Origin of the sequence: Janthinobacterium woesei (assembly GCF_051380875.1) — a bacterium.
GTDB lineage: Bacteria > Pseudomonadota > Gammaproteobacteria > Burkholderiales > Burkholderiaceae_D > Janthinobacterium.
Genome location: NZ_JBNYXW010000022.1, coordinates 72,622 through 94,199, shown reverse-complemented (window position 1 = coordinate 94,199; position 21,578 = coordinate 72,622). Strand labels below are relative to the sequence as shown.

General features: G+C 63.1%; 19 protein-coding genes. 6 read left to right on the top strand and 13 right to left on the bottom strand.

What is annotated here, in order from left to right; translation table 11 throughout:
* Positions 1–6: 6 nt before the first annotated feature.
* The 10 genes from ACQ4W6_RS23030 to ACQ4W6_RS22985 all read right to left on the bottom strand — a co-directional run bounded on the left by ACQ4W6_RS23030 (position 7) and on the right by ACQ4W6_RS22985 (position 12,486).
* On the bottom strand, positions 7–1,254 hold the full coding sequence (locus tag ACQ4W6_RS23030; protein WP_436569497.1) for a CheR family methyltransferase: 1,248 nt from the start codon (positions 1,252–1,254) through the stop codon (positions 7–9).
* Complete coding sequence (locus tag ACQ4W6_RS23025; protein WP_436569496.1) at positions 1,251–1,706, bottom strand: chemotaxis protein CheW; 456 nt, start codon at positions 1,704–1,706, stop codon at positions 1,251–1,253. The genes ACQ4W6_RS23030 and ACQ4W6_RS23025 overlap by 4 nt, the downstream gene beginning before the upstream one ends.
* Before the next feature lie 3 nt (positions 1,707–1,709).
* Positions 1,710–3,521 (bottom strand): methyl-accepting chemotaxis protein, encoded by a 1,812-nt coding sequence (locus ACQ4W6_RS23020; RefSeq protein ID WP_436569495.1) that lies wholly within the window; start codon positions 3,519–3,521, stop codon positions 1,710–1,712.
* Positions 3,522–3,712: 191 nt separating this feature from the next.
* Positions 3,713–4,948, bottom strand: a complete 1,236-nt coding sequence (locus ACQ4W6_RS23015) for an argininosuccinate synthase (RefSeq protein ID WP_436569494.1) — start codon at positions 4,946–4,948, stop codon at positions 3,713–3,715.
* 70 nt (positions 4,949–5,018) lie between these two features.
* A complete protein-coding gene (gene argF, locus ACQ4W6_RS23010; RefSeq protein ID WP_436569493.1) occupies positions 5,019–5,939 on the bottom strand; it encodes an ornithine carbamoyltransferase in 921 nt (306 codons plus the stop codon).
* A gap of 277 nt (positions 5,940–6,216) precedes the next feature.
* Positions 6,217–9,066 carry an ATP-binding protein gene (locus ACQ4W6_RS23005; protein WP_436569492.1) on the bottom strand — a complete coding sequence of 950 codons (2,850 nt, stop codon included), beginning with the start codon at positions 9,064–9,066 and terminating at the stop codon, positions 6,217–6,219.
* A 145-nt stretch (positions 9,067–9,211) separates the two neighbouring features.
* Positions 9,212–9,661 carry a hypothetical protein gene (locus tag ACQ4W6_RS23000; protein ID WP_436569491.1) on the bottom strand — a complete coding sequence of 150 codons (450 nt, stop codon included), beginning with the start codon at positions 9,659–9,661 and terminating at the stop codon, positions 9,212–9,214.
* 274 nt (positions 9,662–9,935) lie between these two features.
* The gene (gene rsgA / locus ACQ4W6_RS22995; RefSeq protein ID WP_436569490.1) at positions 9,936–10,853 is read right to left on the bottom strand and encodes a ribosome small subunit-dependent GTPase A; all 918 of its coding nucleotides are present in this window, start codon (positions 10,851–10,853) and stop codon (positions 9,936–9,938) included.
* Positions 10,850–11,215 (bottom strand): 4a-hydroxytetrahydrobiopterin dehydratase, encoded by a 366-nt coding sequence (locus tag ACQ4W6_RS22990; protein ID WP_436569489.1) that lies wholly within the window; start codon positions 11,213–11,215, stop codon positions 10,850–10,852. The genes rsgA and ACQ4W6_RS22990 overlap by 4 nt, the downstream gene beginning before the upstream one ends.
* On the bottom strand, positions 11,212–12,486 hold the full coding sequence (locus tag ACQ4W6_RS22985) for a M48 family metallopeptidase (RefSeq protein ID WP_436569488.1): 1,275 nt from the start codon (positions 12,484–12,486) through the stop codon (positions 11,212–11,214). Before ACQ4W6_RS22985 ends, ACQ4W6_RS22990 begins: the two co-directional genes overlap by 4 nt.
* 56 nt (positions 12,487–12,542) lie before the next feature.
* Between ACQ4W6_RS22985 and orn the strand changes: the two genes are divergently transcribed.
* Positions 12,543–13,139 carry an oligoribonuclease gene (gene orn, locus ACQ4W6_RS22980; RefSeq protein ID WP_436569487.1) on the top strand — a complete coding sequence of 199 codons (597 nt, stop codon included), beginning with the start codon at positions 12,543–12,545 and terminating at the stop codon, positions 13,137–13,139.
* A gap of 143 nt (positions 13,140–13,282) precedes the next feature.
* On the opposite strand, the gene ACQ4W6_RS22975 is transcribed toward orn, so the two are convergent.
* Both ACQ4W6_RS22975 and gcvA read right to left on the bottom strand, forming a co-directional pair.
* A complete protein-coding gene (locus ACQ4W6_RS22975; protein ID WP_436569486.1) occupies positions 13,283–13,612 on the bottom strand; it encodes a hypothetical protein in 330 nt (109 codons plus the stop codon).
* Positions 13,609–14,547, bottom strand: coding sequence for a transcriptional regulator GcvA (gcvA, locus tag ACQ4W6_RS22970; protein WP_436569485.1), 939 nt, complete (start codon positions 14,545–14,547; stop codon positions 13,609–13,611). Before gcvA ends, ACQ4W6_RS22975 begins: the two co-directional genes overlap by 4 nt.
* A gap of 265 nt (positions 14,548–14,812) precedes the next feature.
* Here gcvA and ACQ4W6_RS22965 point away from each other — a divergent pair, with 265 nt between their 5' ends.
* From ACQ4W6_RS22965 to ACQ4W6_RS22955, 3 genes are all read left to right on the top strand, one after another.
* A complete protein-coding gene (locus ACQ4W6_RS22965) occupies positions 14,813–15,712 on the top strand; it encodes a DMT family transporter (protein ID WP_436569484.1) in 900 nt (299 codons plus the stop codon).
* A gap of 230 nt (positions 15,713–15,942) precedes the next feature.
* The gene (locus ACQ4W6_RS22960; RefSeq protein WP_436569509.1) at positions 15,943–17,055 is read left to right on the top strand and encodes a hemin-degrading factor; all 1,113 of its coding nucleotides are present in this window, start codon (positions 15,943–15,945) and stop codon (positions 17,053–17,055) included.
* Positions 17,043–17,210 carry a hypothetical protein gene (locus tag ACQ4W6_RS22955; protein WP_436569483.1) on the top strand — a complete coding sequence of 56 codons (168 nt, stop codon included), beginning with the start codon at positions 17,043–17,045 and terminating at the stop codon, positions 17,208–17,210. Before ACQ4W6_RS22960 ends, ACQ4W6_RS22955 begins: the two co-directional genes overlap by 13 nt.
* On the opposite strand, the gene ACQ4W6_RS22950 is transcribed toward ACQ4W6_RS22955, so the two are convergent.
* Complete coding sequence (locus ACQ4W6_RS22950) at positions 17,173–17,871, bottom strand: UPF0149 family protein (protein ID WP_436569482.1); 699 nt, start codon at positions 17,869–17,871, stop codon at positions 17,173–17,175. The genes ACQ4W6_RS22955 and ACQ4W6_RS22950 overlap by 38 nt on opposite strands.
* A gap of 104 nt (positions 17,872–17,975) precedes the next feature.
* On the opposite strand from ACQ4W6_RS22950, the gene ACQ4W6_RS22945 reads away from it, so the two are divergent.
* Together ACQ4W6_RS22945 and ACQ4W6_RS22940 are read left to right on the top strand one after the other, a co-directional pair.
* Positions 17,976–18,989, top strand: a complete 1,014-nt coding sequence (locus tag ACQ4W6_RS22945) for a serine/threonine protein kinase (protein WP_436569481.1) — start codon at positions 17,976–17,978, stop codon at positions 18,987–18,989.
* A 122-nt stretch (positions 18,990–19,111) separates the two neighbouring features.
* Complete coding sequence (locus ACQ4W6_RS22940; protein WP_436569480.1) at positions 19,112–21,544, top strand: coiled-coil domain-containing protein; 2,433 nt, start codon at positions 19,112–19,114, stop codon at positions 21,542–21,544.
* Positions 21,545–21,578 lie beyond the last annotated feature (34 nt).

The following is a 21,578-nucleotide window of genomic DNA, read 5'->3' as shown; positions in this document are numbered from 1 at the left end:
TACCCTTTAGTTGGACGCCTGGCGGCGCTGGTAGATGCGCGCCGCGCGCGCCTTCAGGGTGGCGGCGGCCGTCTGGTTGCCATTGCGTTCGGCCAGCAGGGCCAGATGGCACAGCGCCTCGTAGTGGTCGGGCTGCAGGTAGATGCAGCGGCGCCAGTAGTCGTCGGCCAGGTCCATCTTGCCGGCCAGTTCGTTGATGATGCCGAGCATGAAGTACGCTTCGGCCGCCTCGGACACCCGGGCCAGGTGGGCATGGCATTTTTCGCCCGCTTCGTGCAGCTGGCCACGGTCGGCCAGCAGGCGCGCTTCGGCCAGCAAGTCTGCCTGCGCAGATGGTGCTGGCACGGGCACGGGGCGCGGGCGCGTTAGTGCTGGCAACGGTGCGCTCGGCGTACGGGCAGGCGCCGGCCGTGGGGCCGGCGGCACGCTATGCAGCGCCCGCGCCCGCAGCGGCGGCAAGGCGGCCACCTGGATGACGGCGGCCGGTGGCGTGGCTTCCTTTTTCAGGGCGAAGGCCTGGCGGAACTGCAGCGTCGCAAAGCCGTTCTGGCAAAACGACGGCACTTCCGCATAGCCTGCCAGCAGCATGCCGTCGTTGGCCAGCAGGGCAGAGAGCTTGGCGATGGCTGCGCGCGTGGTCGGTTTGTCGAAATAAATCAACAGGTTGCGGCAAAAGATGACGTCGTAGTGGCGGCTGTAGGCGGCGCTATCGAACTGCAGCAAATTGCCCTGTCTGAACGTGACCTGCTCGCGCAGGGTGTCGATGATGCGGTAGGCATCGTCGGCCACGTGCGTGAAATAGCGTTCGCGAAAGGCCACGTCTTGCGCGCGGAAGGCGTTGCGGCCATACACGCCCGCCTGCGCCCGCTCGATGCAGCCGGGACTGAGGTCATAGGCGTCGATGCTGAAGGCCTGTTTCGGCACGCCGCCGTCGCGCAGCGCCATGGCCATCGAGTACGGCTCTTCGCCGCCGGCGCACGGTATCGACAGGATGCGCGTGGCGCGTCCCCGCGCCCAGCGCTCCTGCACCAGTTCCACGGTGGCGTAAAACGCCTGCGGGTCGCGGAACAGCCACGATTCGGGCACCACCACCAGTTCGATCAATTGCGTCATTTCGGCCGGCGTGAGCGCCTGCAGATAGGCCTCGCTGTCGGCAAATCCCGTCAGCTCCATGCGCTGGCCGACGGCCCGCTCGGCTACCGATTTCGACACGGACAGCCCGGTGGCGCGGTGCAGCAGTGCTTGTGCCGTCATGCCGCGCTCCCGTGTTGAAACAGCAGCGCGCGCACGTCGGGCGCCAGCAAGTGTTCCAGTTCCACCAGTTGCACAATGCCGTCCGCGTCGCTCGCTACCTGGCCCAGGAAGGGCGCCGTCGCCACGCCGCTGTCCTCCAGCTTGTGCGGGTCGATGTCGGCGATGCCGCGCACCTGTGAGGCCATCAGCCCCAGCGCATGCGTGGTGCCGCCAGGGGCGCGGTAGTCGACGACGACGATGCGCGTGTCGAATTGATGCGCTGCCGGCGCCAGCCCCGCCAGGCGCGACAAGTCGATCACGGGCACGGGCGCGCCGTGCAAGTCCATCAGGCCGGCCACATAATCGGGCGTGAGCGGCAACTGCTTCAGTTCCAGCAGTGGCAAGACGCGCACGATGCCGACCAGCGGCAAGCCGTAGCGGTCGCGTCCGATGTGAAAAAGCAGCACTTTCATGGTTCAGATGGTCACGGCGAAGGTCGAGACGCTCGATTGCAGGTCGCCCGCCGCATATTGCAGCTGATGCACCGCTTCGCTGGTGGCCTTCAAGGACTCCACGGTTTGCTGCGTGGCATCATTGAGCTGCATCATGGTGTCGGAAATCTGCGAGGCGCCGATCGCTTGCGATTGCATGCCTTGCAGCACAACATCAAATTGCGGCGTGAGTTTTTGCACCTGGTCCATCACCGACGACAGTTGCTCGGCCACTTGCCGCACTTCGCCCACGCTGCGGCGAATTTCCTCCGAGAATTTATCCATGCCCATCACGCTGGCAGACACGGCCGATTGCATTTCCTTGAGCATTTGTTCGATATCCCAGGTGGAAACGGAGGTCTGGTCGGCCAGGCGGCGAATTTCGGTAGCCACCACGGAGAAGCCGCGCCCCGCTTCGCCGGCTTTTTCAGCCTCGATGGCGGCGTTCAGCGAGAGGATGTTGGTCTGGTCGGCCACCTTGGTAATGGTGATCAGTACGCTATTGATATTGCTGGCTTTTTCCGACAGGGCGGCCAGCTTGGCGTTGATGGAATCGGTGGCCGAGACCATGTGCTGCATGGTCGCATCCATGCGCTTGAGGTTGTTTTGCGCTTCGGCCGTGGCGTTTGTCGTGTAGTCGGCCACGGCGGTGGCGTCTTCCATGGTTTTCAGCAACTGGCTGGTATTGGCCGAGATTTCCTTGGTGGTGCTGAGAATTTCCACGCTGGTTTGCGCTTGCTCAATACCCGTGGCTTCCTGCTGTCGCGCCGAGGCGGCAATTTCCGTGGCCGAGGTCGTTACCTGGATGCCGGCCTTTTGCACATTGTTGAGCAAGCTGCGCAGGTTCTCGAACATCTTCGCCAGGCCATTGCCCAGCTGGCCGATGGCGTCGCTGCCAGTGATGCTGACCTTGCCCGTCAGGTCGCCCGAGGCGGCCTTCGAGACCACTTCCAGCAAGGAGTCGACCTTGGCGCGCAAGCTGTTGGTGGCGGCCAGCTCATTGGCCTGGTTGTCCTGGATAGTTTGCGCCATGCGGTTGAATTCTTCCGTCACCTTGCCCAGCTCGTCGCCCGAAACGATGGCCGCGCGCGCGCCTTGCTCGCCGCCAGCGATGCGTCCGACGGCGTCCGTCAGGTTGTTCAGCGGACCGAGGATGGATTTGCCCAGCAGGTAGGCGATGCCCAGTGCCAGCACGATGCACAGCAGGCCGCCCAGCGCCAGGGTCAGCAGCATGGTTTCCTGCAGCTTGGCACTGGTGGCCGTGCGTTCGGCCAGCAAGCGGGTTTCTTCGGTGGTCGCTTCGTTGAGCAGCTTGTTGGCCTGCGTGATGGCGGGGTAGCCGGCGGGCGGCAGGATGCGCGCCACCGCCTCGGTGGCGCCCGGCGCATTGCCCAGCGCGCGGCGCTTTTCGATCAGCGGGTTGATCCAGTCCTTGACCCAGGTAGTCGTCAGCTGGTCGATTTTCCTGAAACGCTCCGATTGCTCCTTGTTGTCGGCCGTCATGCTGATGGCTTTTTGCGTATGCTGGCCGAGGATCGCCATCTCGTCCGTTTGCGGGTTCAGCGATACTTCATTGCCGGTCAGGAGGTAGCCGCGCGTTTCCACCTGGATTTGCAGGATGGAATTGTGGATCTTGTCGATCTCGACCTGCACTTCCATCGTATGCCGATCCCATTTATTCGCTTCCGACAGGCGCGCAAAACTGTTGTAGGCAACAGCGAGCAAGATCAGGATGATGGCCACGATGGAGCCGAAGCCCAGGTACAGTTTATTCTTGATACGCAGGTCTTTGAACATGGGAGGGCTCCGGAAGCGGGAAGGTCAGCATAATTGCACTGTAGCATTTTGCCACGCCGACAGCGAAATGGGGACAATCCGGGGGCGTGCGGCTGCGTAAATTGCAGCCCAGTGCGCTCCAGACGCAAAAAAGCCGCCCGCAGGCGGCTTGTGGCAAGTCAAGGAGAGGCGATCAGCCTCCCTGGCTATGCTTATTTCTGGCCGCGCTTTTCGCGGGCGATGGCGGCGATGCGCATGCGCAAGGCGTTCAGCTTGATGAAACCGCCAGCGTCGGCCTGGTTGTAGGCGCCGCCGTCTTCGTCGAAGGTGGCGATGTTCATGTCGAACAGCGAGTCGGTCTTCGAATCGCGCGACACGACGATCACATTGCCTTTGTACAACTTGATGCGTACCCAGCCGTTCACGGTTTCCTGCGTATGGTCGATCAGGGTTTGCAGGGCGACGCGCTCAGGCGCCCACCAGTAGCCGTTGTAGATCATCGAGGCGTAGCGCGGCATCAGGTCATCTTTCAGATGGGCCACTTCGCGGTCCAGCGTGATCGATTCGATGGCGCGGTGGGCTTTGAGCATGATGGTGCCGCCCGGGGTTTCATAGCAGCCGCGCGACTTCATGCCGACGTAGCGGTTTTCCACCAGGTCCAGGCGTCCCACGCCATGCTTGCCGCCAACTTTGTTCAGTTCGGCCAGCACGGTGGCGGGCGACATGCGCACGCCGTTGATGGCGACGATGTCGCCTTTTTCGTATTCGATGTCCAGATATTGCGCTTCGTCTGGCGCATTTTCAGGGCTGACGGTCCAGCGCCACATGCTTTCTTCGGCTTCGGCACTCGGGTTTTCCAGGTGGCGGCCTTCAAAGCTGATGTGCAGCAAGTTGGCATCCATCGAGTACGGCGCGCCGCCGTTCTTGTGCTTCATGTCGATGTCGATGCCGGCGTCTTGCGCGTACTGCAGCAGTTTTTCGCGCGACAGCAAATCCCACTCGCGCCATGGGGCGATGATCTTCACGTCAGGTTTCAGCGCGTAAGCACCCAATTCGAAACGCACCTGGTCGTTGCCCTTACCGGTCGCGCCGTGCGAGATGGCGTCGGCGCCGGTGGCGTTGGCGATTTCGATCAGGCGCTTGGCGATCAAAGGACGGGCGATCGAGGTGCCGAGCAGGTATTCGCCTTCATACACGGTGTTGGCGCGGAACATCGGGAAGACGAAATCGCGCACGAATTCTTCGCGCACGTCTTCGATATGGATGTTTTCCGGCTTGATGCCGAACTTGATCGCCTTGGCGCGTGCCGGTTCCAGTTCTTCGCCCTGGCCCAGGTCGGCCGTGAAGGTGACGATTTCGCACTGGTAGTTATCTTGCAGCCATTTCAGGATGACGGAGGTGTCGAGTCCGCCCGAATAGGCCAGGACTACTTTTTTAATGTCGCTCATATTGCTTCCAGTTGTCGTTGTCTATGTATGTGTTGCGATACTGCCAGGTTTTATGCCACTTCCTGGCCAATTACTTGATTTTACCGAGTAACAGGTATTCGATCAGCGCTTTTTGCACGTGCAGGCGGTTTTCTGCCTCGTCCCACACCACCGATTGCGGGCCGTCGATCACTTCGGCGGCCACTTCTTCGCCACGGTGGGCCGGCAGGCAGTGCATGAACAGCGCGTCGGGCGCGGCGCGGGCCATCTTCGCGCCATCGACGATCCAGCCGTCGAAGGCGGCAATACGGGCCGCGTTTTCCGCTTCGTAGCCCATGCTGGTCCACACGTCCGTGTTGACCAGGTGTGCGCCTTCACAGGCATCCGACGGCTTGGCGAAGTAGGTGTAGCGCTCGGTCTTGACTTGTGCCAGGTCAATGTCGTAGCCCTTTGGCGTCGACACGTTGACGTGGAAACCGAACACTTCGGCCGCCTGCAGCCACGAATACAGCATGTTGTTGGCGTCGCCGATCCAGGCGACGACCTTGCCGGCGATCGAGCCGCGGTGTTCGATATACGTGAAGATGTCGGCAAAGACCTGGCACGGGTGGTGTTCATTGGTCAGGCCATTGATCACGGGCACGCGCGAATTGGCGGCGAAGCGCTCGATGATTTCCTGGCCAAACGTGCGCACCATGATGATGTCGCACATGCGCGACATGACCTGGCCCGCGTCTTCCACCGGTTCGCCGCGGCCCAACTGGGAGTCGCGCGTGTTCAGGTAGATGGCTGCGCCGCCCAGCTGATGCATGCCGGCCTCGAACGAGAGGCGGGTGCGGGTCGAGTTCTTTTCAAAGACCATCACCAGGGTGCGGTCGATCAGCGGATGGTAGATTTCGTAATTCTTGAACTTGCGCTTGATCAGATGGGCGCGTTCGATCACATATTCGTACTCTTCCAACGTGAAATCGGAGAACTGGAGGTAGTGCTTGATCGGTTTTTTTGTCGACATAATGACCACTTGAAGATGCGCAGGCCGCCGGCGGCGTGCCTTTCCCGCCGGGTTGCATCAGCAGTAAAACTGCATGCTGATGGTTGCCTCGCCCGGCGCGCTGCTGTGTTGAGCGTCGTCCGCGCAAGCTTGTTGCGTGGAGCGATGCAGTTTGCCAAGTTGTAAATCATGCAATGGCAGGGACTTCAGCCATTCAATTATAAGGGTTTTGCTTTTAGATTGGAAAGACTGGCTGGACGGGTACTTGTGTAGACAAGTACCCGCGTCCGGCCAGCGCTCAATAGATGCTGGCCGGGCCGCTTGCATCGAGCTGGGGCGCCGCCAGTGGCAGATCCAGTGTGAAGCGCGTGCCGGCGGGGCTGCTGCTGACCTGGATGGTGCCGCCCAGGAGGGCCGTGACGATGTTGTAGCTGATCGACAAACCCAGGCCGCTGCCGCCCTGGCCCAGCTTGGTGGTAAAGAAAGGGTCGAAGATGCGCGACAAATACTCTTCAGCAATGCCGCCGCCATTATCGGCAAACACGATCTGCACGCGCGCCGCGTCAGCCGTGGCGCAGAGGCGCATGTAGCCCATGCTGGCGCTGCCGTCGTTGGGCGCCTGATCGAAGGCGTGCAGCAGGGCATTGTTGATCAAATTGGTGAGCACTTGGCCGAACGGACCGGGATAGCTGTCCATGGCGATGCCGAATGCGATCTCCATGTCGATGCGGTGGCCCGAGCTGCGGATGCGGTTCATGACGGTGGCGATGATTTCATTGCTCACTTGCTGCAAGTCAAACTGGCGCCGCTGCTCGGTAGTGCGGTCGACGGCCACCTGCTTGAAGCTGTTGACCAGGCCGGCTGCGCTGTGCAGGCCGCGCATCACCAGCGCCGACGCCTTGCCCGCATCCTCGATATAGCTGGCCAGGTCCGAGCGGCGCAGGCCGGGACCATTCATCAGGCGTTCCACGTCTTCCGTTTTCTGCTGCATGGTGCTGGCGATCAACAAGCTGTTGCCGATCGGCGTATTGAGTTCATGCGCCACGCCCGCCATCAGCGAACCTAAGGCGGCCAGTTTTTCCTGCGACACCAGTTGCGCCTGGGCATCTTGCAACTGGCGGTAGGCGCTGGCGTTGTCGAGCGCGATGGCGCCATACGCGCACAGGGTGCGAAAAATCAGCCGCTCGCGTTTGCCATACGCATTGGCATGGCATGCCTGCACCGTCATCACGCCCAGCACGCGCTCGCCCACCATCAAAGGCACATACAGCACGCTTTGGTTATGCAGCGTGCCGGGCACGGTGTAGGCGTGGCGCCGCGGGGGAACTTGGGCGATATACACTTCGCGCCGGCCCAGCAGGCAGCGCACGGAGTAGGCGCGCAGATTGCTCAGCGCAATAGCATTGTCGGGCAGGGGCCGGCCCGCTTCCATGCCGTGCGCACGGCGCAGCGCCATGCCGGAGGCGTCGAGCATGTAGACGGCGAAGGTGTTGACGGGGAGCAAGGCATGCACATGCCGGTCGAGTACCTGGAACACGGCGTTGGCGTCCAGGTGGGTGGTGATTTCCTGGCCGATGGCCGACAGGCGCTCCAGGGTGTCGCTGGTCTGCTGCAGAACTTCGGCGCGGCGCGCTTCTGAGGCGGCCAGTTCGCGGTGATGATAGCCTTCCGAACGCGCATGTTCCGTCTGATGGTAGACCTGCATGGCGGTAGCGCGGTTGCTTGCTTGCTGGGTGTGGCTTTTTTCACGCGCTACGCCCGCGTCGAGGGCGATGTCGTAGGCGCGCGCATAGTCGCCCGCATGCGCGTATTCGCGCGCCAGCGCATCGAGCAGTTCACCGGGCGGCACATAGCCATCGATGGAGGCCGCCACCTGCAGCGCCTGGTGCAGGAAATGCAGGGCCGGATTGCGTTCAAGCATGCCGGGCGGCGGCGGCAGTTCGTGGCGCGCATGCAGCATGGCCAGCACGCGCAGCGCCGCTACCTGGTGCATGGCGTCGCCTTGCGCGGTGGCCAGCTGGCAAGCCCGTTCGGCCGCCTGCAGCGCTTCGTCCGGACGGTCCAGGTAGGATAGCGCATGCGCGCTGCCGCGCTGCGCCATGCTGCGGAAATCGGCCTGGCCCAGCGCTTCGGCCCGCTGCGCCAGCCGGCTGAAGGCATCGAGCGCCATGTCGTAATCGCCCTTGTCCAGGCTCAATTCGCCGAGGTGGAAGAGGGCGTTGGCATACGTACGCGCGCCGGCCACGGGCGCCAGGATGTGCAGCGCTGCGTGCAGCATTTCCTCGGCCGTGGCAAGGCGGCCCAGCTTGCGCAGGGTTTCGGCCGTATGCGTCTGGCAGGCGCCGATGCTGCGCGGCCAGAGCGTCGGGCGCGCCAGGTCCACCGCGCACTGCATCCATTCCAGCGCCGACTCATGGTCGTTCAGGGTGGCAAAGCAATCGCCGATATTGATGGCGGCCGTGATGGCGCCGCGTACCTGGCCGCTTTCCAGTGCCGCTTCGTAGCTTTGCATGTAGTGGCCTGCGGCCGCGCCCAAGTTGCGCGAATGGTGCGCTTGCAAGCCGTGGAAGTCATGCACCCAGGTGGCCAGCGGCGCGGGCAGCTTGCCGCTGTCGCCCGGGAAGTGGCTGCCCCAGCGGGCCTGGGCGGCCGGCGCGTCGCGCAGCACGGCCCAGCGCGCCGTGGCCGCATCGGCCAGGCTGGCGCGCATGCTGTCGCCAGCGCTGCGCGCCTGTTCGCCTGCCGCTTGCAGCTCGGCATCGCAGCGCGCATGGTCGCCCCGGTCGACGGCGATCGAGGACAGCAGCCAGTGGACGTCGGCGCAGCCGGCGCCATCGTTGTGCGCGCACAAGGTGGCGTGCGCCGCCATGGCCAAGCTCTCGGCCTCGTTCAGCGCGCCTTGCAGCCACGCCACCTCTGCCTGCACCAACTGCAGGCGCGCCTGCGCCTGTTCCAGCGCGGCAGGCTCCAGGCCGGCCAGTGGCAGCAGCAAACGCGTTTCGTCGACCAGGTGGATGGCGCGTGCACAATCGCGCTGGCGCAGATGCCAGGACAGCAACAGCAGCAGTGGGATGCGTTCGGCCCCGCGCAAGGGCAGCAATGCGTCTTCCCACTGCGTTATTTCATGCCCGAGCGCGAACATTTCCATTCGACAAATCTCCCCACTGCGCCAGCCTGCAAGGGATCAGGCCGTACTCCATCGCATTGTAAGCTGCAAACGGGGCAATTGTTCAGCGCATCGGACAGATTTTGCGCGCAGGGCCAGCATCGGCTCCCTGCGCATGCGGGTTCGCCTAGCGAGAGACGAGGCGCACGGAATGCGAGCCTTCGACGCGCATGGCATTGCGGCTGTCGGCGGGCATGCGCAAACCTGGCAATGCCTGGGCATCATCGATGGCCACATGCTCACCGGCGTCGCTGAAGGCGAAGGCGGCGCCGCGCCGGGTGAGGAACACGCCGGACGCCTGCGGGAACAGTTCCACTTCTGTTTTTTCGCGGCGTTCGTTCTTGTCGCTCAGGCGGCCATAGAAATGCCGATTCTGTTCGCGCACGATCAGTATTTGCTCGTTCGACAGCAAATACTGCTGTTCGATCTGCTGCGCTTCCTCTGCAGTGACGTGGTAGGGCGAGCTGACGCTGACGTGTACGCTGTCGGGAGCCGGTGGGGCGCTTTGCGCCAGGGCGCCAGCGCTGGCAAGAGACAACAGTACGGCGGCAATCGGGAAGAGACGTGAGCTTTGCATGACATTCACCTTCAATCAGGGTTGAGGACAGGAGATAGAGCGTGGCGTCACTGCGAGGTTTCCTGCAGCGACTGATGTCAAGGTAGCAAACGCCCTGCGCCATCGCCAGCGACAGGCGATGAACGGCCGGTTTCATGCGCTGGAATGCATAAAACCGGTGTTGAATGGTTTTGGGATTAAACGTGGAAAGCAGCCTCGGCAACAAAATTAAATTTCGCCTGTCTGCCTGTTGCTATCGTGAAATTCGAAATCGGGGCTGTGCCCGGGGGGCTGGTCAGTACAGCGTCTGCGCCGATTCGTGCAGCAGCTGGCCATACAGGGTATGGCGCATCCTGGCGATCTTGCCTTCGGACATGGCTTGCAATATCGCGCATTGCGGCTCGATCAGGTGGCGGCAGTTGTAAAACTTGCAGCCGCCCAGATACGGCTGGAATTCGCGGAAAGCGCGCTCCAGCATGCCTTCGGAGAGGTGGTACAGGCCGAATTCCTGGAAGCCGGGCGAATCGATGATGGAGCTGTTCTCGCCCAGCCCGTCGAGCTTGTACAGGCGCGTGAAGGTCGTCGTGTGCTTGCCCGTGTCGAGCGCAGCCGAAATTTCGCGCACGGCGATGTCGGCGTCCGGCACCAGCAGGTTGATCAAGGAGGACTTGCCCATGCCCGACTGGCCGATGAGGATCGACGACTGGCCCGCCAGCAGGGGCGCCAGGGTGGCCACCGCGTGCTCGGGGTCGGCGCGCGCCGACACTTCATGCACAGGGTAGCCGAGCGAGGAATACGGCAGCAGGCGTTCGCGGGTGCGCTCCAGCGAGGCCGTCACATCGGTCTTGTTGAGGATGATGTGCGCCTCGATGCCGGCCGCGTCGGCCGCCACCAGCGAGCGCGAGATCAGGTCATCGGCAAAGCCCGGTTCCGTCGCCACGACGATGAACAGCTGCGTCAGGTTGGCCGCCAGCAATTTCGATTTGTACTGGTCCGAGCGGTACAGCAGGGTCTTGCGCTCTTCGATGCGGTCGATGACGGCCTGGTCGTTGGAGGTGCGCGTCAGGTGCACGATGTCGCCCACGGCCACATTGGTTTTCTTGCCGCGCGTCACGCATTGCAGCTTGGCGCCATCCACGTCGGCCAGGTAATGGCGGCCGTGGGCGGCGATGATGACGCCGGTCAGCTTGTTTTCCAACTTCGCGTCGCTCATGGGGCTACCTGGCTGCTTTGATAGATGAGGTCTGCCTTGGCGGCGCAGATGAAGTCGTTTTCGGACAGGCCGCCGGCGCCCAGGTTGACCGAGTGCGTGTCGTAGCGCGCGGCGCAGGTTGTGTAAGTAATGATGAGCTCCGGATGGTGATCTTGTGTATGGGTCATGTAGGCCAGGGCATTCACGAATGCCAGGGTCTGGTAGTAATTCTTGAAGCCGAAATCGCGGCACAGCTTGCCGTTTTGCAATGTCCATTGCGGCAACAGGGCTAGCCAGGCGCCGAGGTCGGCGTCATTTATGGCCAGCTGGCGCGGCGCGCAGGCCAGCTGGGCCAGTTCTTGCGTGGTGGCGGGGAGGTTCATGCGGCGGCCCCTTTCAGGTGGCGGATGCGCACGCTGGCCGGTGGGTGCGAGTCATAGAAGGCCGAATGCAGCGGATCGGGCGTCAGGGTCGAGGCATTGTCTTCGTACATTTTTACCAGTGCCGAGACCAAATCGTCGGCCTGCGTGTGCGTGGCGGCAAAGGCGTCGGCCTCGAATTCATGCTTGCGCGAGCTGAGCGAGGTCAACGGTCCCAGCAGGAAAGTGAAGACGGGCAATACCAGCATGAACAGCAGCAAGGCCAGCGCATCGGTCGGCTGGCCAGTCAGCGCCAGGGCGACAGGGTCCACGCCGAGACCCGCGTAGAACCACGGCTGCGTCTTCAGGAAACCCAGCAGCGCCAAAAAGCCCAGCGAGATGAGAAACATCATGCCGATGCGCTTGACGATGTGCTTGAGCTTGAAGTGGCCCAGTTCATGCGCCAGCACGGCTTCGATTTCCTGCGGCGCCAGGCGCGACAGCAGGGTGTCGAAGAAAACGATGCGCTTGTTGGCGCCAAAGCCCGAGAAATACGCGTTGCCGTGGGCGCTGCGCTTCGAACCATCCATGACGAACAAGCCTTTCGAGGCGAAGCCCACGCGCTGCATCAAGCCTTCGATACGGCTTTTCAATGCCTCGTCGGCCAGCGGCGTGAATGTATTGAACAGCGGGGCGATGACGGTAGGAAACAGTACCATCATCAGCAACTGGAAGCCGCTCCAGACGCACCATGCATACAGCCACCACAGGCCGCCCGACTTGGCCATCAGGGTCAGCACCACCCAGATCAAGGGCAAGCCGATGGCCGCGCCCAGCAGCACGCCCTTGAGCATGTCGGTAAAGAACAGCTTGCGCGGCATGGTGTTGAAGCCGAAACGTTGTTCCAGCACAAACTGGCGGTAGTAATCGAAGGGCAGGTCGATCAGACCAGAGATGGCGGCAAAGGCGACGATGAGGCCGATCTGATACCACATTCCCGGGCCCGTCAATTCCTGCAAGTGCTGCGCCAGCCATTGCAGGCCGCCCAACAGGGTAAAGCCGATCAGCACGGCATAGTTGACCAGCAGAGTCAGCAAGCCGAACTTGGTTTTCGCCACCGTATAGTCGGCCGCTTTCTGGTGCGCGGCGAGGGGGATTTTTTCCGCGAATTCGGCGGGGACAAAGGCGCGGTGCGCCAGCACGTGGCGGATCTGCCGCGAGGCGAGCCAGAAGCGCACGGCGAGGGTCAAAACGAGGACGGATACAAACAAAATCGAAAACGCGAGTGAATACATTCTGTGCCTGTGAGAAAATGGCTGATTATTTAGTTTGATTAGGCCAAGAGAGAATTATGTCACAAGCGACCGACTTAGCTGCATCCACCCCCGCACCCGCCGTCCTGCCACGTCCAAATGAGATGAACCTGGTCTGGGTCGACATGGAAATGACGGGCCTGGAGCCCGATACCGACCGCATCATCGAGGTAGCGGTAGTGGTGACGGACATGCATTTGAACCTGCTGGCCGAAGGCCCCGTGTTCGTGATCCACCAGTCGGATGAAACGCTGAACAAGATGGATGCCTGGAACAAGGGCACGCATGGCCGCTCGGGTCTGATCGACAAGGTGAAGGCGTCGACCGTGACGGAAGCGCAGGCGGAAGCGGAACTGATCGCCTTCCTGAAGAAATACGTGCCGGCAGGCAAGTCGCCCATGTGCGGCAACACCATCGGCCAGGACCGCCGCTTCATGGTGCGCGGCATGCCGAAACTGGAAGCATTCTTCCACTATCGAAACGTTGATGTATCGACACTGAAAGAGCTGTGCAAGCGCTGGAAGCCGGAAATCGCCACCGGTTTCAAGAAGCACCAGAAGCACACGGCCCTGGCCGACATCCTGGAATCGATCGAAGAGCTGAAGTACTACCGCGAGCACTTCATCAAGCTGTAATCTGATGACGCCTCACAAAACCTACTGCGCGTCGGTATAGGCGGCCTGCGATGCTCACCGTACTAGAGTACGGTTGCGCTTCTTAGCCACCTCTCCCTTCCGCTCGCTACGGTTTTGTGAGGCGTTGTGAAGGTCCCATTACACTAAAAGGTGAGGCCGGACCAAGTGCCATCCTTGCCTTGCCATTCCAGCGCAAACGGCCCCGTTTGCCGTAAAGTCGTGATCCAGAGTATTTCGCCTGTCTGGCGGAAATACGCCACACACTGCCCGAACGGCTGTTCCAGCCAGCACAGTATCAGTCCTTCTCCCGCCACCGCGCACCATTGCTCATAGACATCGATCAAGGCTGCGGCCGGGTCGCCATAGAAATCGCCCAGGCTGGCTTGCCGGCCATCGGCAGCCGTCATGCTGGCGCACTCATATTCGTGCGTGACAACATAGTGGGTGCTGCGCGCCAGTTCCTGGCGACTCATGCTGCCTCCACGGCTGGCCAGGTAGTTTCCTGGTCGGCGCGCGCCTCGGCGATCAGCCATTCGCAAAAAGCGTGCACGAGCGGGCGCGTTTCCGCCTGGGGTGAGCGCAGCAGGTGATAGCAGTGGGGGCCGCGCACCGCGTGCTCGAACACGCGCACCAGCCTGCCCGCGCGCAAGTCGTCGCCGATCAGGGGGCTGGCGGCAATCGCCACGCCCTGGCCGCTGGCGGCCGCGTCCAGGCACAGGTAGGTGTGCGAGAAGCGCGTGCTGCCGCTATTGCCACTGTAATGCACGCCGCAGCTGTGCAGCCAGCGCGCCCAGTCGATTTTGCCGGGCAGGTGCACTTCCGGCTCGTCGTGCAGCAGCGGATAGCGCAGCAGGTCGGCGGGCTGGCGCAGCTTGGCGGCGCTGGCGCGAAATCCGGGGCTGCAGACGGCGGAAAACCATTCTTCCATGAGTAAATCCACTTTCAGGCCAGGATAGCGGCCCGGACCTAAGCGGATGGCGACGTCCACGCCATCGCGCGCCAGGTCGACCGGGTGCATCGAGGCCAGCACGCGCAGTTCGATCTGCGGATGGCGGTCGCGCAAACGGCCCAGGCGCGGCATCAGCCAGCGCGAGACGAGCGAGCTGGTGGCCGTCACCGTCACCACCTTGTCATCGCCCTGGCGCCGCGCCTGCTCGGACACGTCGGCCAGCTGCTTGAGTATCGGCCCCAGCGTAGCCGCATAGCGCTGCCCGGCGCTGGTGAGCACCACGCCGCGTGGCAGGCGCTGGAACAGCACGATGCCCAGCCATGCTTCCAGCTGTTTCACATGGTGGCCGATGGCGCCGGCCGAGACGTGCAATTCTTCGCCCGCACGCTGGAAGCCTTCATGGCGGGCGGCCGCCTCGAAGGCGTGCAGGGCGGCGAGCGGTGGTAACGGGCGTGACATGGTGGAGCCTTATCTTTTAGCCTCGCTGTTGAGCCTTGGTATTAAGCCTGAATTTTATTGAGCCTATCCGTGAAGAATATTGGTTTGTTTCATTTTGCGCAAGCGAATATGATGCGGCTATGCGTAAATCTACCCGCAATATGATTTATGCATGAACTGATTGCTATAAGTAACCCAGATCAGGTAACGATGTCGCCCGCAGAGGCGTTCCGCCTATCTCGATCTTGCTCACCGTTTTGTCCCGATTTATTTGAAGAGGTTAGTCATGTCTGATCGCCGCGCTGTTGCGCTGGTGTTGCTGTCGGCCGCCGGTTTCGGCAGTTCCGCAGTGTTTGCCAAGGCGGCATATGCGTCCGGGGTCAACCCGTCGACCATGCTGGCCTTGCGTTTTGTCATCGCCGCCATGCTGCTGTTGCCGCTGGTGTGGCTGGGTGGCTGGCGTTTGCCGCGTGGCCGCCTGCTGGCTGGCTACATGCTGATGGGCCTGATGTACACGGTCCAGTCGCAAGGCTATTTCAATGCCTTGCTGTATGCCAGTAGCGGCCTGTGCGCCATGTTGCTGTATGTGTATCCGGTGCTGGTGACCATCCTGGCGCTGGCGCTGGGCTGGGAAAAGCTCGACCGGCGCATGCTGGTGCTGCTGGCGCTGGCCATCGCCGGCATGGCCACCACCCTGGGCGGCAAGCTGCAGGGCCAGCCGATCGGCATCGCGCTGGCGCTGATGGCGGCCGGTGTGTACGCCGTATATATCCTGTTTGGCAACAGTCTGGCGAAAAGCCGCGAGAATATTCACCCTTTGGCGGCTTGCGTGGTGATCATGGGCACGGCGGGCCTGTCGAACAGTGCGATTGCTTTGTGGCAAGGTGTGTCCTTGCCGGGTACGGCGACGGGCTGGCTGGCCGTCAGCGCCATCGCCCTGTTCTCGACGGCGATCGCGATTGCCGCCTTCTTTGCCGGCGTGGCGCAAATTGGCGCAGCCAAGGCGTCCATCATTTCTACCTTCGAGCCTGTCATCACGATGGCCTTCGGCGTGACCTTGCTGAAAGAATCGGTCAGTGGCACGCAATTGCTGGGCGGCGCCATGGTGCTGACCGCCGTGGTCTTGCTGGCGCAGCGTTCCAGCCCCAAGCCGGCTGCCATGCTGGCCGTGCAGGCCAGCGCCTGAGCTCAGCTTTCCTGATCTGATCGGCTATGTCGATCGGTCTCCTTTGGCGCCGCGACGGGTTTCCTGTCGCGGCGTTTTTTTTTCGTCCCGGCTATGTCATCCCGGTTCCAGGCGCGCACGCACAAATAACTCTTGATTGGGAATTATTCTCATTTATAATTGATTGCACGATCGCCCCACCACCAGCCAGCCCACGCCAGCCAGTGTTCGCCTTGAAAGGAGACACCGTGTTGACCACGTCCCCCGCTGCCCCTGTTTGCCATACCGAGTTGATCGCCGGCGAATTTGCCCGCCTGCGCCGCGAAAAGAAAGCCCGCCACCGCGACATCGCCGAGGAACTGGCCATCTCCGAAGGCGAGCTGATCGCCGCGCACGCCGGCCTGTCGCTGGCCGACGGTGCCTTGCTGGGCGCCGAGCGCTTGCAGGCCGACTGGCCCGCCATCATTGCCGCCTTAGAGCCGCTGGGCGAAGTCATGGCGCTGACGCGCAACGCCTCGTGCGTGCATGAAAAAACGGGTGTCTACCGGAAAGCCAGCCACAACAACCATGTCGGCCTGGTGCAGGGTGGCGAGATCGACCTGCGCGTGTTTTACCGCCACTGGGCGCATGGCTTTGCCGTGCGCGAGGTGAACGAAAAAGGGGGCGAACAAGAAGTGCAGCGCAGCCTGCAATTCTTTGATGCTGCCGGCAACGCCGTACACAAGATATTTCTCAAGCCGCAAAGCGAGCGGGCGGCCTATGATGCGCTGGTGGCGCGCTTTGCCGACGCCGACCAGGCGGCAGGCATCGCCGTGGCCGCCGTGGCGCCGGCGCCGGCCGAACTGCCCGACGCGCAGATCGACGTGGCGGGCTTTCGCGCCGCCTGGGCCGATTTGCGCGACACGCACGCGTTTTTCACTTTGCTGAAAAAATATTCGGTCTCGCGCCTGCAGGGCCTGCGCCTGGCCGAGCCGCGCTTCGTGCAGCCGCTGGATAAATCCTGCGTGCTCGACCTGCTCAACGACGCTGCCCGCGAAAAAGTCGCCATCATGGCCTTCGTCGGCAATGCCGGCATGCTCCAGATCCATGCGGGGCCCGTGCACAAGATCGCCGTGATGGGGCCATGGATCAATATCCTCGATGTGCGCTTCAACCTGCATCTGCGCGAAGAGCATATCGCCAGCGCCTGGGTGGTAAAAAAGCCCACCGTCGATGGCCTGGTGACGTCCGTCGAACTGTTCGACGCCAGTGGCGAGACCATCGCCATGTTCTTCGGCGAGCGCCAACCGGGCATGCATGAACTGTGCGAATGGCGCAACGTCGTCGAGCGCGTGGTACAGGAGGGCGAACTATGCGCCGCATGATCGCCGCCAGCGTGGCACGCCGCATCGCGCTGAAAAAAATGGGGGTGGGCGCGCCGCGCGAAAAAAGCCGGGAGGAATGTAAAAACGCCGGGACAGTGCCCGGCGTTGATGTGCTGATTACTCGGCTGCCGGCTCGGCGCCGCAGCATTTCTTGAACTTTTTGCCGCTGCCGCAAGGGCAATCGTCGTTGCGGCCCACTTTCGGCTCTTCGCGCTTGAGCGTTTGCACGGGCGCCTTGCGGCGCGGTACCCAGAAACGGTGGATGGCCGGCAGGTTCGCTTCCAGGTCTTGCCCCAGCTTGTGCGCCTTGACCGGATCTTCCACCAGTTTCAGTTCTGCTTCCTCGATCTCGTCGGCGCCCAGCAGGTAGATTGGCTGCATCAGGTCCGCCACTTCGGAATCCCAGATTTCGTTCCACGAGCCAGGACGCAGTTCCATTCCGTCCCAGAAGCCCCAGCACCAGGCTTCGGCGTCGATCAGGGTCTGACCTTCGTAGTCGTGTTCGACGAACAGCGGCTCGAATTCCTTGGGGGCGACTTCAAACGTCACCAACACTTCGTTCATGAAGCGCATGATCAGGTTGACGATGCGCTCTTCTTCCTTGCTGGTCTTGAATTTTGGTGCATCTTTGGCATCTTCGCCCCAGACGCGCGGCAACCACTCGGCCGGCATGATCGGTTCCGGACCGATGGCGACGGCCGTCAGATAGCCGTGCAGCATATCCATGGTCATCGCGTCCTCGGAGCAGCGCTCCGACAACAGGAATTGGTCTAGTTCTTCGAATTCTTTTTCTGATAATGGCTGTTCGAGTTGCATGGCTTGCTCTTTGATTGAATGTAAGGTGCCAGTATACGCCTAGCGGCCCCAACTCGCCCGATTGTTTATGCGCTGGACGCCGTGCGCGCCTTACAATGGTGCTTATGCACAATGAAAACTCGCCGCACGAGGACGACCGGCCCGTCCATCCATTTTCGGCACTGAGCCCCGATTGCGTGCTCGACGCCCTCGATAGCGTGGGCTTGCGCGGCGATGGCCGCCTGCTGGCGTTAAATAGCTATGAAAACCGCGTCTACCAGGTGGGCATCGAAGACAGCGCACCGCTGGTGGCCAAGTTTTACCGCCCCGAGCGCTGGAGCGACGCCGCCATTCTGGAAGAACACGCGTTCGTGGCCGAACTGGTCGAGCGCGAAATCCCCGTCGTGCCGGCCATGGCCCTGGGTGGCAGCACCCTGCACCAGTTCCAGGGCTTCCGTTTTGCCGTCTTTCCCCGCCACGGCGGCCGCGCGCCCGAACTGGACGACCCGCGCACGCTGGAATGGCTGGGGCGTTTCATCGGCCGCATTCACGCCGTTGGCGCCCTGTCTGCGTACAAGGAGCGTCCGGCGCTCGATCCGGCCACCTTCGGCGTCGAGCCGCGCGACTTCCTGCTGGCGAACAATTTTCTGCCACCTGAACTACTGGCCGCCTATTCCAGCGTGGCGGCGCAGGCGCTCGACGGCGTCAAGCGCTGCTATGACCGCGCCGGCGACGTTGGCATGCTGCGCCTGCACGGCGACTGCCATGGCGGCAATGTGCTGTGGACGGACGCCGGCCCGCATTTCGTCGACTTCGATGACAGCCGCATGGGACCGGCCATCCAGGACCTGTGGATGATGCTGTCGGGCGAGCGCGGCGACATGGTGCGCCAGATGAGCGACATCCTGGCCGGCTATGAAGATTTTTGCGATTTCGACCCGCGCCAGCTGTACCTGGTCGAGGCGCTGCGCACCCTGCGCCTGATTCACTACTCGGCCTGGCTGGCGCGCCGTTGGGACGACCCTGCCTTCCCCGTCGCCTTCCCGTGGTTTAACACGCAGCGCTATTGGCAGGACCGCATCCTGGAATTGCGCGAGCAGGTGGCGCTGATGGATGAAGCGCCTTTGTGGCCCATTTAAGTTAAATAGCGAAAAGGGTGGTAAAAGGCCCTCTTCTTGCCGCGCTGATTTGCGCATGATTGCTCGATAATGGTGCTTACAACCCCATCAGCAGCGGGGTTCACCCGAATAAGCGAGAAATCATGCAAGCACAGCAAAATCAGCGCCAGGCCGCTACCCTCACCGTCGCCTATTGCGCCGACGACGAGTTCGACCAGGACAGCATCGTCTCGCTGCATGATTTCAAGGACCTGGAGCGCAAGGCGCCAGCTGCCGCCAGCATGCCCCTGCCGCTCGTGCAGGCCGAGCCAGAAGCCGAGCAGGAAGCTGATTTCAAGGCGCCGGCCAGCGGCCGCCAGCAAATGGAACTGAAAGCCATCCACGAAGCCATCGCCCGCGTCGAAGCGGAAGCGAAAGCCACCTGCGCCGCCGAGAGCCGCGCCCTGGCTGACGCGCGCGTGCGCTCGCTGGCCGAGGACCGCGCCGCCATCGATGTCGCCGCCGCCGCCGCCGCGCAGGAGAACGCGCAAGCTGCCGAAGAATCGATTGCCGCCAACCGCGACCGCCTCGATACCATGCGCGCCGCCGCGCAAGCGAGCGTGGCGCGCCTGGAAGCGGTCAGGCAGGAAACGGCCGAACTGCGGGCCCGCGTGGAATCCGACAATGCCATCCGCCTGGCCGCCGAACAGCGTTCTCGGGCCGAGCAGGAAAGCCGTTTGCGCGCCAGCGAACAGGTAGCCGTGCAGTCGGAACTGGCCGAGCAGGCGGCCCGCGCCGCCGAAGAATTGCAGGTGCACACGGAGCAGGCGCGCCTGCAGGCCGTCGAGCGCGTCGCTGCCGTGCAGGCGGCCAAGGATGAAATGGTGGGCATCGCCTCGGCGGACGCGCGTGTCGCCGTGCTGGCCCGCGAGCGCGAGCGCCATGCCCACGGTGCGCGCCAGACGGCGCAGATGCTGGCCGAAGCGGAAAGCGAAGCGCTGGAATTGACGGTGCAGCGCGAGCGCGCCGACCAGATCGCTTTGGCCTCGGCATTTAATCGTGCCGCCGCCGAAGTGCGCGCACTGGAAGAAGCACGCGCGCTGGCGCACCTGGAGCAGGAACGCGAAGCCATCGCCCTGGCGCAGGCGGAATCGGAACGCCACGCGGCGCAGTCGCTGCATTTGCGCCTGCAAACGGAAAAGGAGTTGCGCGACGCGGCCATCCACCGCGAGCGCCTGGAGATGGTGGCCGTCGCCAGCGCCCAGGCGCGCCGCGACGCCGATGTGCGTATCTTCGCTGCCACCGAAGCGCGCATCGAAGTGGACCGCCAGTTGCGCGCCGTGGCGCTGGCCCGGGTCGCCGCCGAACAGGATGCGGAAATCGCCGGCCACGCCAGGCTGGAAGCGGAAACGGCCGCGCTCGAACAAACCAGGGCGTGTAAAGCGGCCGAACAGGCAGCCGCCGCTGCCGCCGCGCTGGAACTCGATGAGCAGCAGCGTGCCGCCAGCCTGGCGCATGAACGCGCGGAACTGGCGCGCCAGGCGGCGCAACTGGCCACCAATAAGAATGCGGCCGAGCAGGCCGAGGTAGACGCTTGCACAGCGCAACTGGCGGTGCAGGCGCAAACGTCGCAACTGGCGCAGGAAAAAGCGCAGCAGGCAGCGCACTTGCTGCAGGCCGAGCAGCAGCGTCTTGATGCGGAACAAACGGCCATCGCCGCGCTGAAGACCAGGCTGGAAGCGGAAGCGCTGGCGTTTGCCGCAGCGCAGGAGCGCGTCGCCGCCGAGCAGGCGCAAGCCGAACTGCTGCGCGGCCAGCATGCTGCCGAACAGGCCTTGCAGCAAGCGTCCGAAAAAGAAGCCAATGCCATCCGCATCCTGATGGACCAGGCGCTGGTCGAGGGTGAGCAGAAGGCGGCTGCCGCGCAAGCGGTGCAGGCGCAGGCGCGCCTGGCCGTGGAGCTGGGGCAGGTGCACAGCGAGCGCGCCCGCGTGGAAGAAGAAAAAGCCCAGGCAGCCGATGCGCTGCTGGCGTCCGAGCGTGATTTCGTGGCGGCCGAACGCGAATCGCTGGCGCTGATCGCGCAAAAACTGGTGCAGCAGCGCCAGACGAGCGCTGCCGAAGAACGCGCTTCGAACGCCATCGCCGGCCGCCTGGAAGCGGAAAAGCAGGCGACGGCAGCCGCTGAAGCGCGCGCCGCCATGGAACAGCAGGCGCTGGACGCCACGCGCCAGCGCGAACAGATGGAACTGGGCGCGCAGCAGGCCGCCAGCGACAAGCTCGCGGCGCAGCAAGCCTTGCTGGCCAGCGCCCAGGCCCACGCGGCCCTGCAGCGCAAGGCTGCCGACACCACGCGCGCCATGGCCGAGGCCCGCCAGCAATTGCTGGAACTGGACATGGCCCGCGCGCAGCAGCAGGAGCGCGACCTGGCCGCCATGCGCGCCCGCCTGGAACAGCAGCAAAGCACGTTTTCCAGTTCCTTGGCCGCCGCCCGCGCCAAGGCCGAACAAGCCAGTTCGGCCAGCCTGACGCGTGAAGTGATCGAGCGCTTGACGCAGCCGAATGAGTCGGCTGGTGCCGTCTGGCGTTCGCGTTAATCCGCTCTTGGGTCAGTCCCGCCGGGACTGACCC

Excerpts from the sequence above, each read along its gene's own strand:
- ACQ4W6_RS23025 (WP_436569496.1), bottom strand. The coding sequence starts at position 1,706 with ATGAAAGTGCTGCTTTTTCACATCGGACGCGACCGCTACGGCTTGCCG.
- ACQ4W6_RS23000 (WP_436569491.1), bottom strand. The coding sequence starts at position 9,661 with ATGCAAAGCTCACGTCTCTTCCCGATTGCCGCCGTACTGTTGTCTCTT.
- ACQ4W6_RS22990 (WP_436569489.1), bottom strand. The coding sequence starts at position 11,215 with ATGAACCTCCCCGCCACCACGCAAGAACTGGCCCAGCTGGCCTGCGCG.
- ACQ4W6_RS22955 (WP_436569483.1), top strand. The coding sequence starts at position 17,043 with ATGCGCCGCATGATCGCCGCCAGCGTGGCACGCCGCATCGCGCTGAAA.
- orn (WP_436569487.1), top strand. The coding sequence starts at position 12,543 with ATGTCACAAGCGACCGACTTAGCTGCATCCACCCCCGCACCCGCCGTC.
- ACQ4W6_RS22945 (WP_436569481.1), top strand. The coding sequence starts at position 17,976 with ATGCACAATGAAAACTCGCCGCACGAGGACGACCGGCCCGTCCATCCA.
- ACQ4W6_RS22965 (WP_436569484.1), top strand. The coding sequence starts at position 14,813 with ATGTCTGATCGCCGCGCTGTTGCGCTGGTGTTGCTGTCGGCCGCCGGT.
- ACQ4W6_RS22975 (WP_436569486.1), bottom strand. The coding sequence starts at position 13,612 with ATGAGTCGCCAGGAACTGGCGCGCAGCACCCACTATGTTGTCACGCAC.
- ACQ4W6_RS22940 (WP_436569480.1), top strand. The coding sequence starts at position 19,112 with ATGCAAGCACAGCAAAATCAGCGCCAGGCCGCTACCCTCACCGTCGCC.
- ACQ4W6_RS23015 (WP_436569494.1), bottom strand. The coding sequence starts at position 4,948 with ATGAGCGACATTAAAAAAGTAGTCCTGGCCTATTCGGGCGGACTCGAC.
- ACQ4W6_RS22985 (WP_436569488.1), bottom strand. The coding sequence starts at position 12,486 with ATGTATTCACTCGCGTTTTCGATTTTGTTTGTATCCGTCCTCGTTTTG.
- ACQ4W6_RS23020 (WP_436569495.1), bottom strand. The coding sequence starts at position 3,521 with ATGTTCAAAGACCTGCGTATCAAGAATAAACTGTACCTGGGCTTCGGC.
- rsgA (WP_436569490.1), bottom strand. The coding sequence starts at position 10,853 with ATGAGCGACGCGAAGTTGGAAAACAAGCTGACCGGCGTCATCATCGCC.
- argF (WP_436569493.1), bottom strand. The coding sequence starts at position 5,939 with ATGTCGACAAAAAAACCGATCAAGCACTACCTCCAGTTCTCCGATTTC.
- ACQ4W6_RS23030 (WP_436569497.1), bottom strand. The coding sequence starts at position 1,254 with ATGACGGCACAAGCACTGCTGCACCGCGCCACCGGGCTGTCCGTGTCG.
- ACQ4W6_RS23005 (WP_436569492.1), bottom strand. The coding sequence starts at position 9,066 with ATGGAAATGTTCGCGCTCGGGCATGAAATAACGCAGTGGGAAGACGCA.
- ACQ4W6_RS22950 (WP_436569482.1), bottom strand. The coding sequence starts at position 17,871 with ATGCAACTCGAACAGCCATTATCAGAAAAAGAATTCGAAGAACTAGAC.
- gcvA (WP_436569485.1), bottom strand. The coding sequence starts at position 14,547 with ATGTCACGCCCGTTACCACCGCTCGCCGCCCTGCACGCCTTCGAGGCG.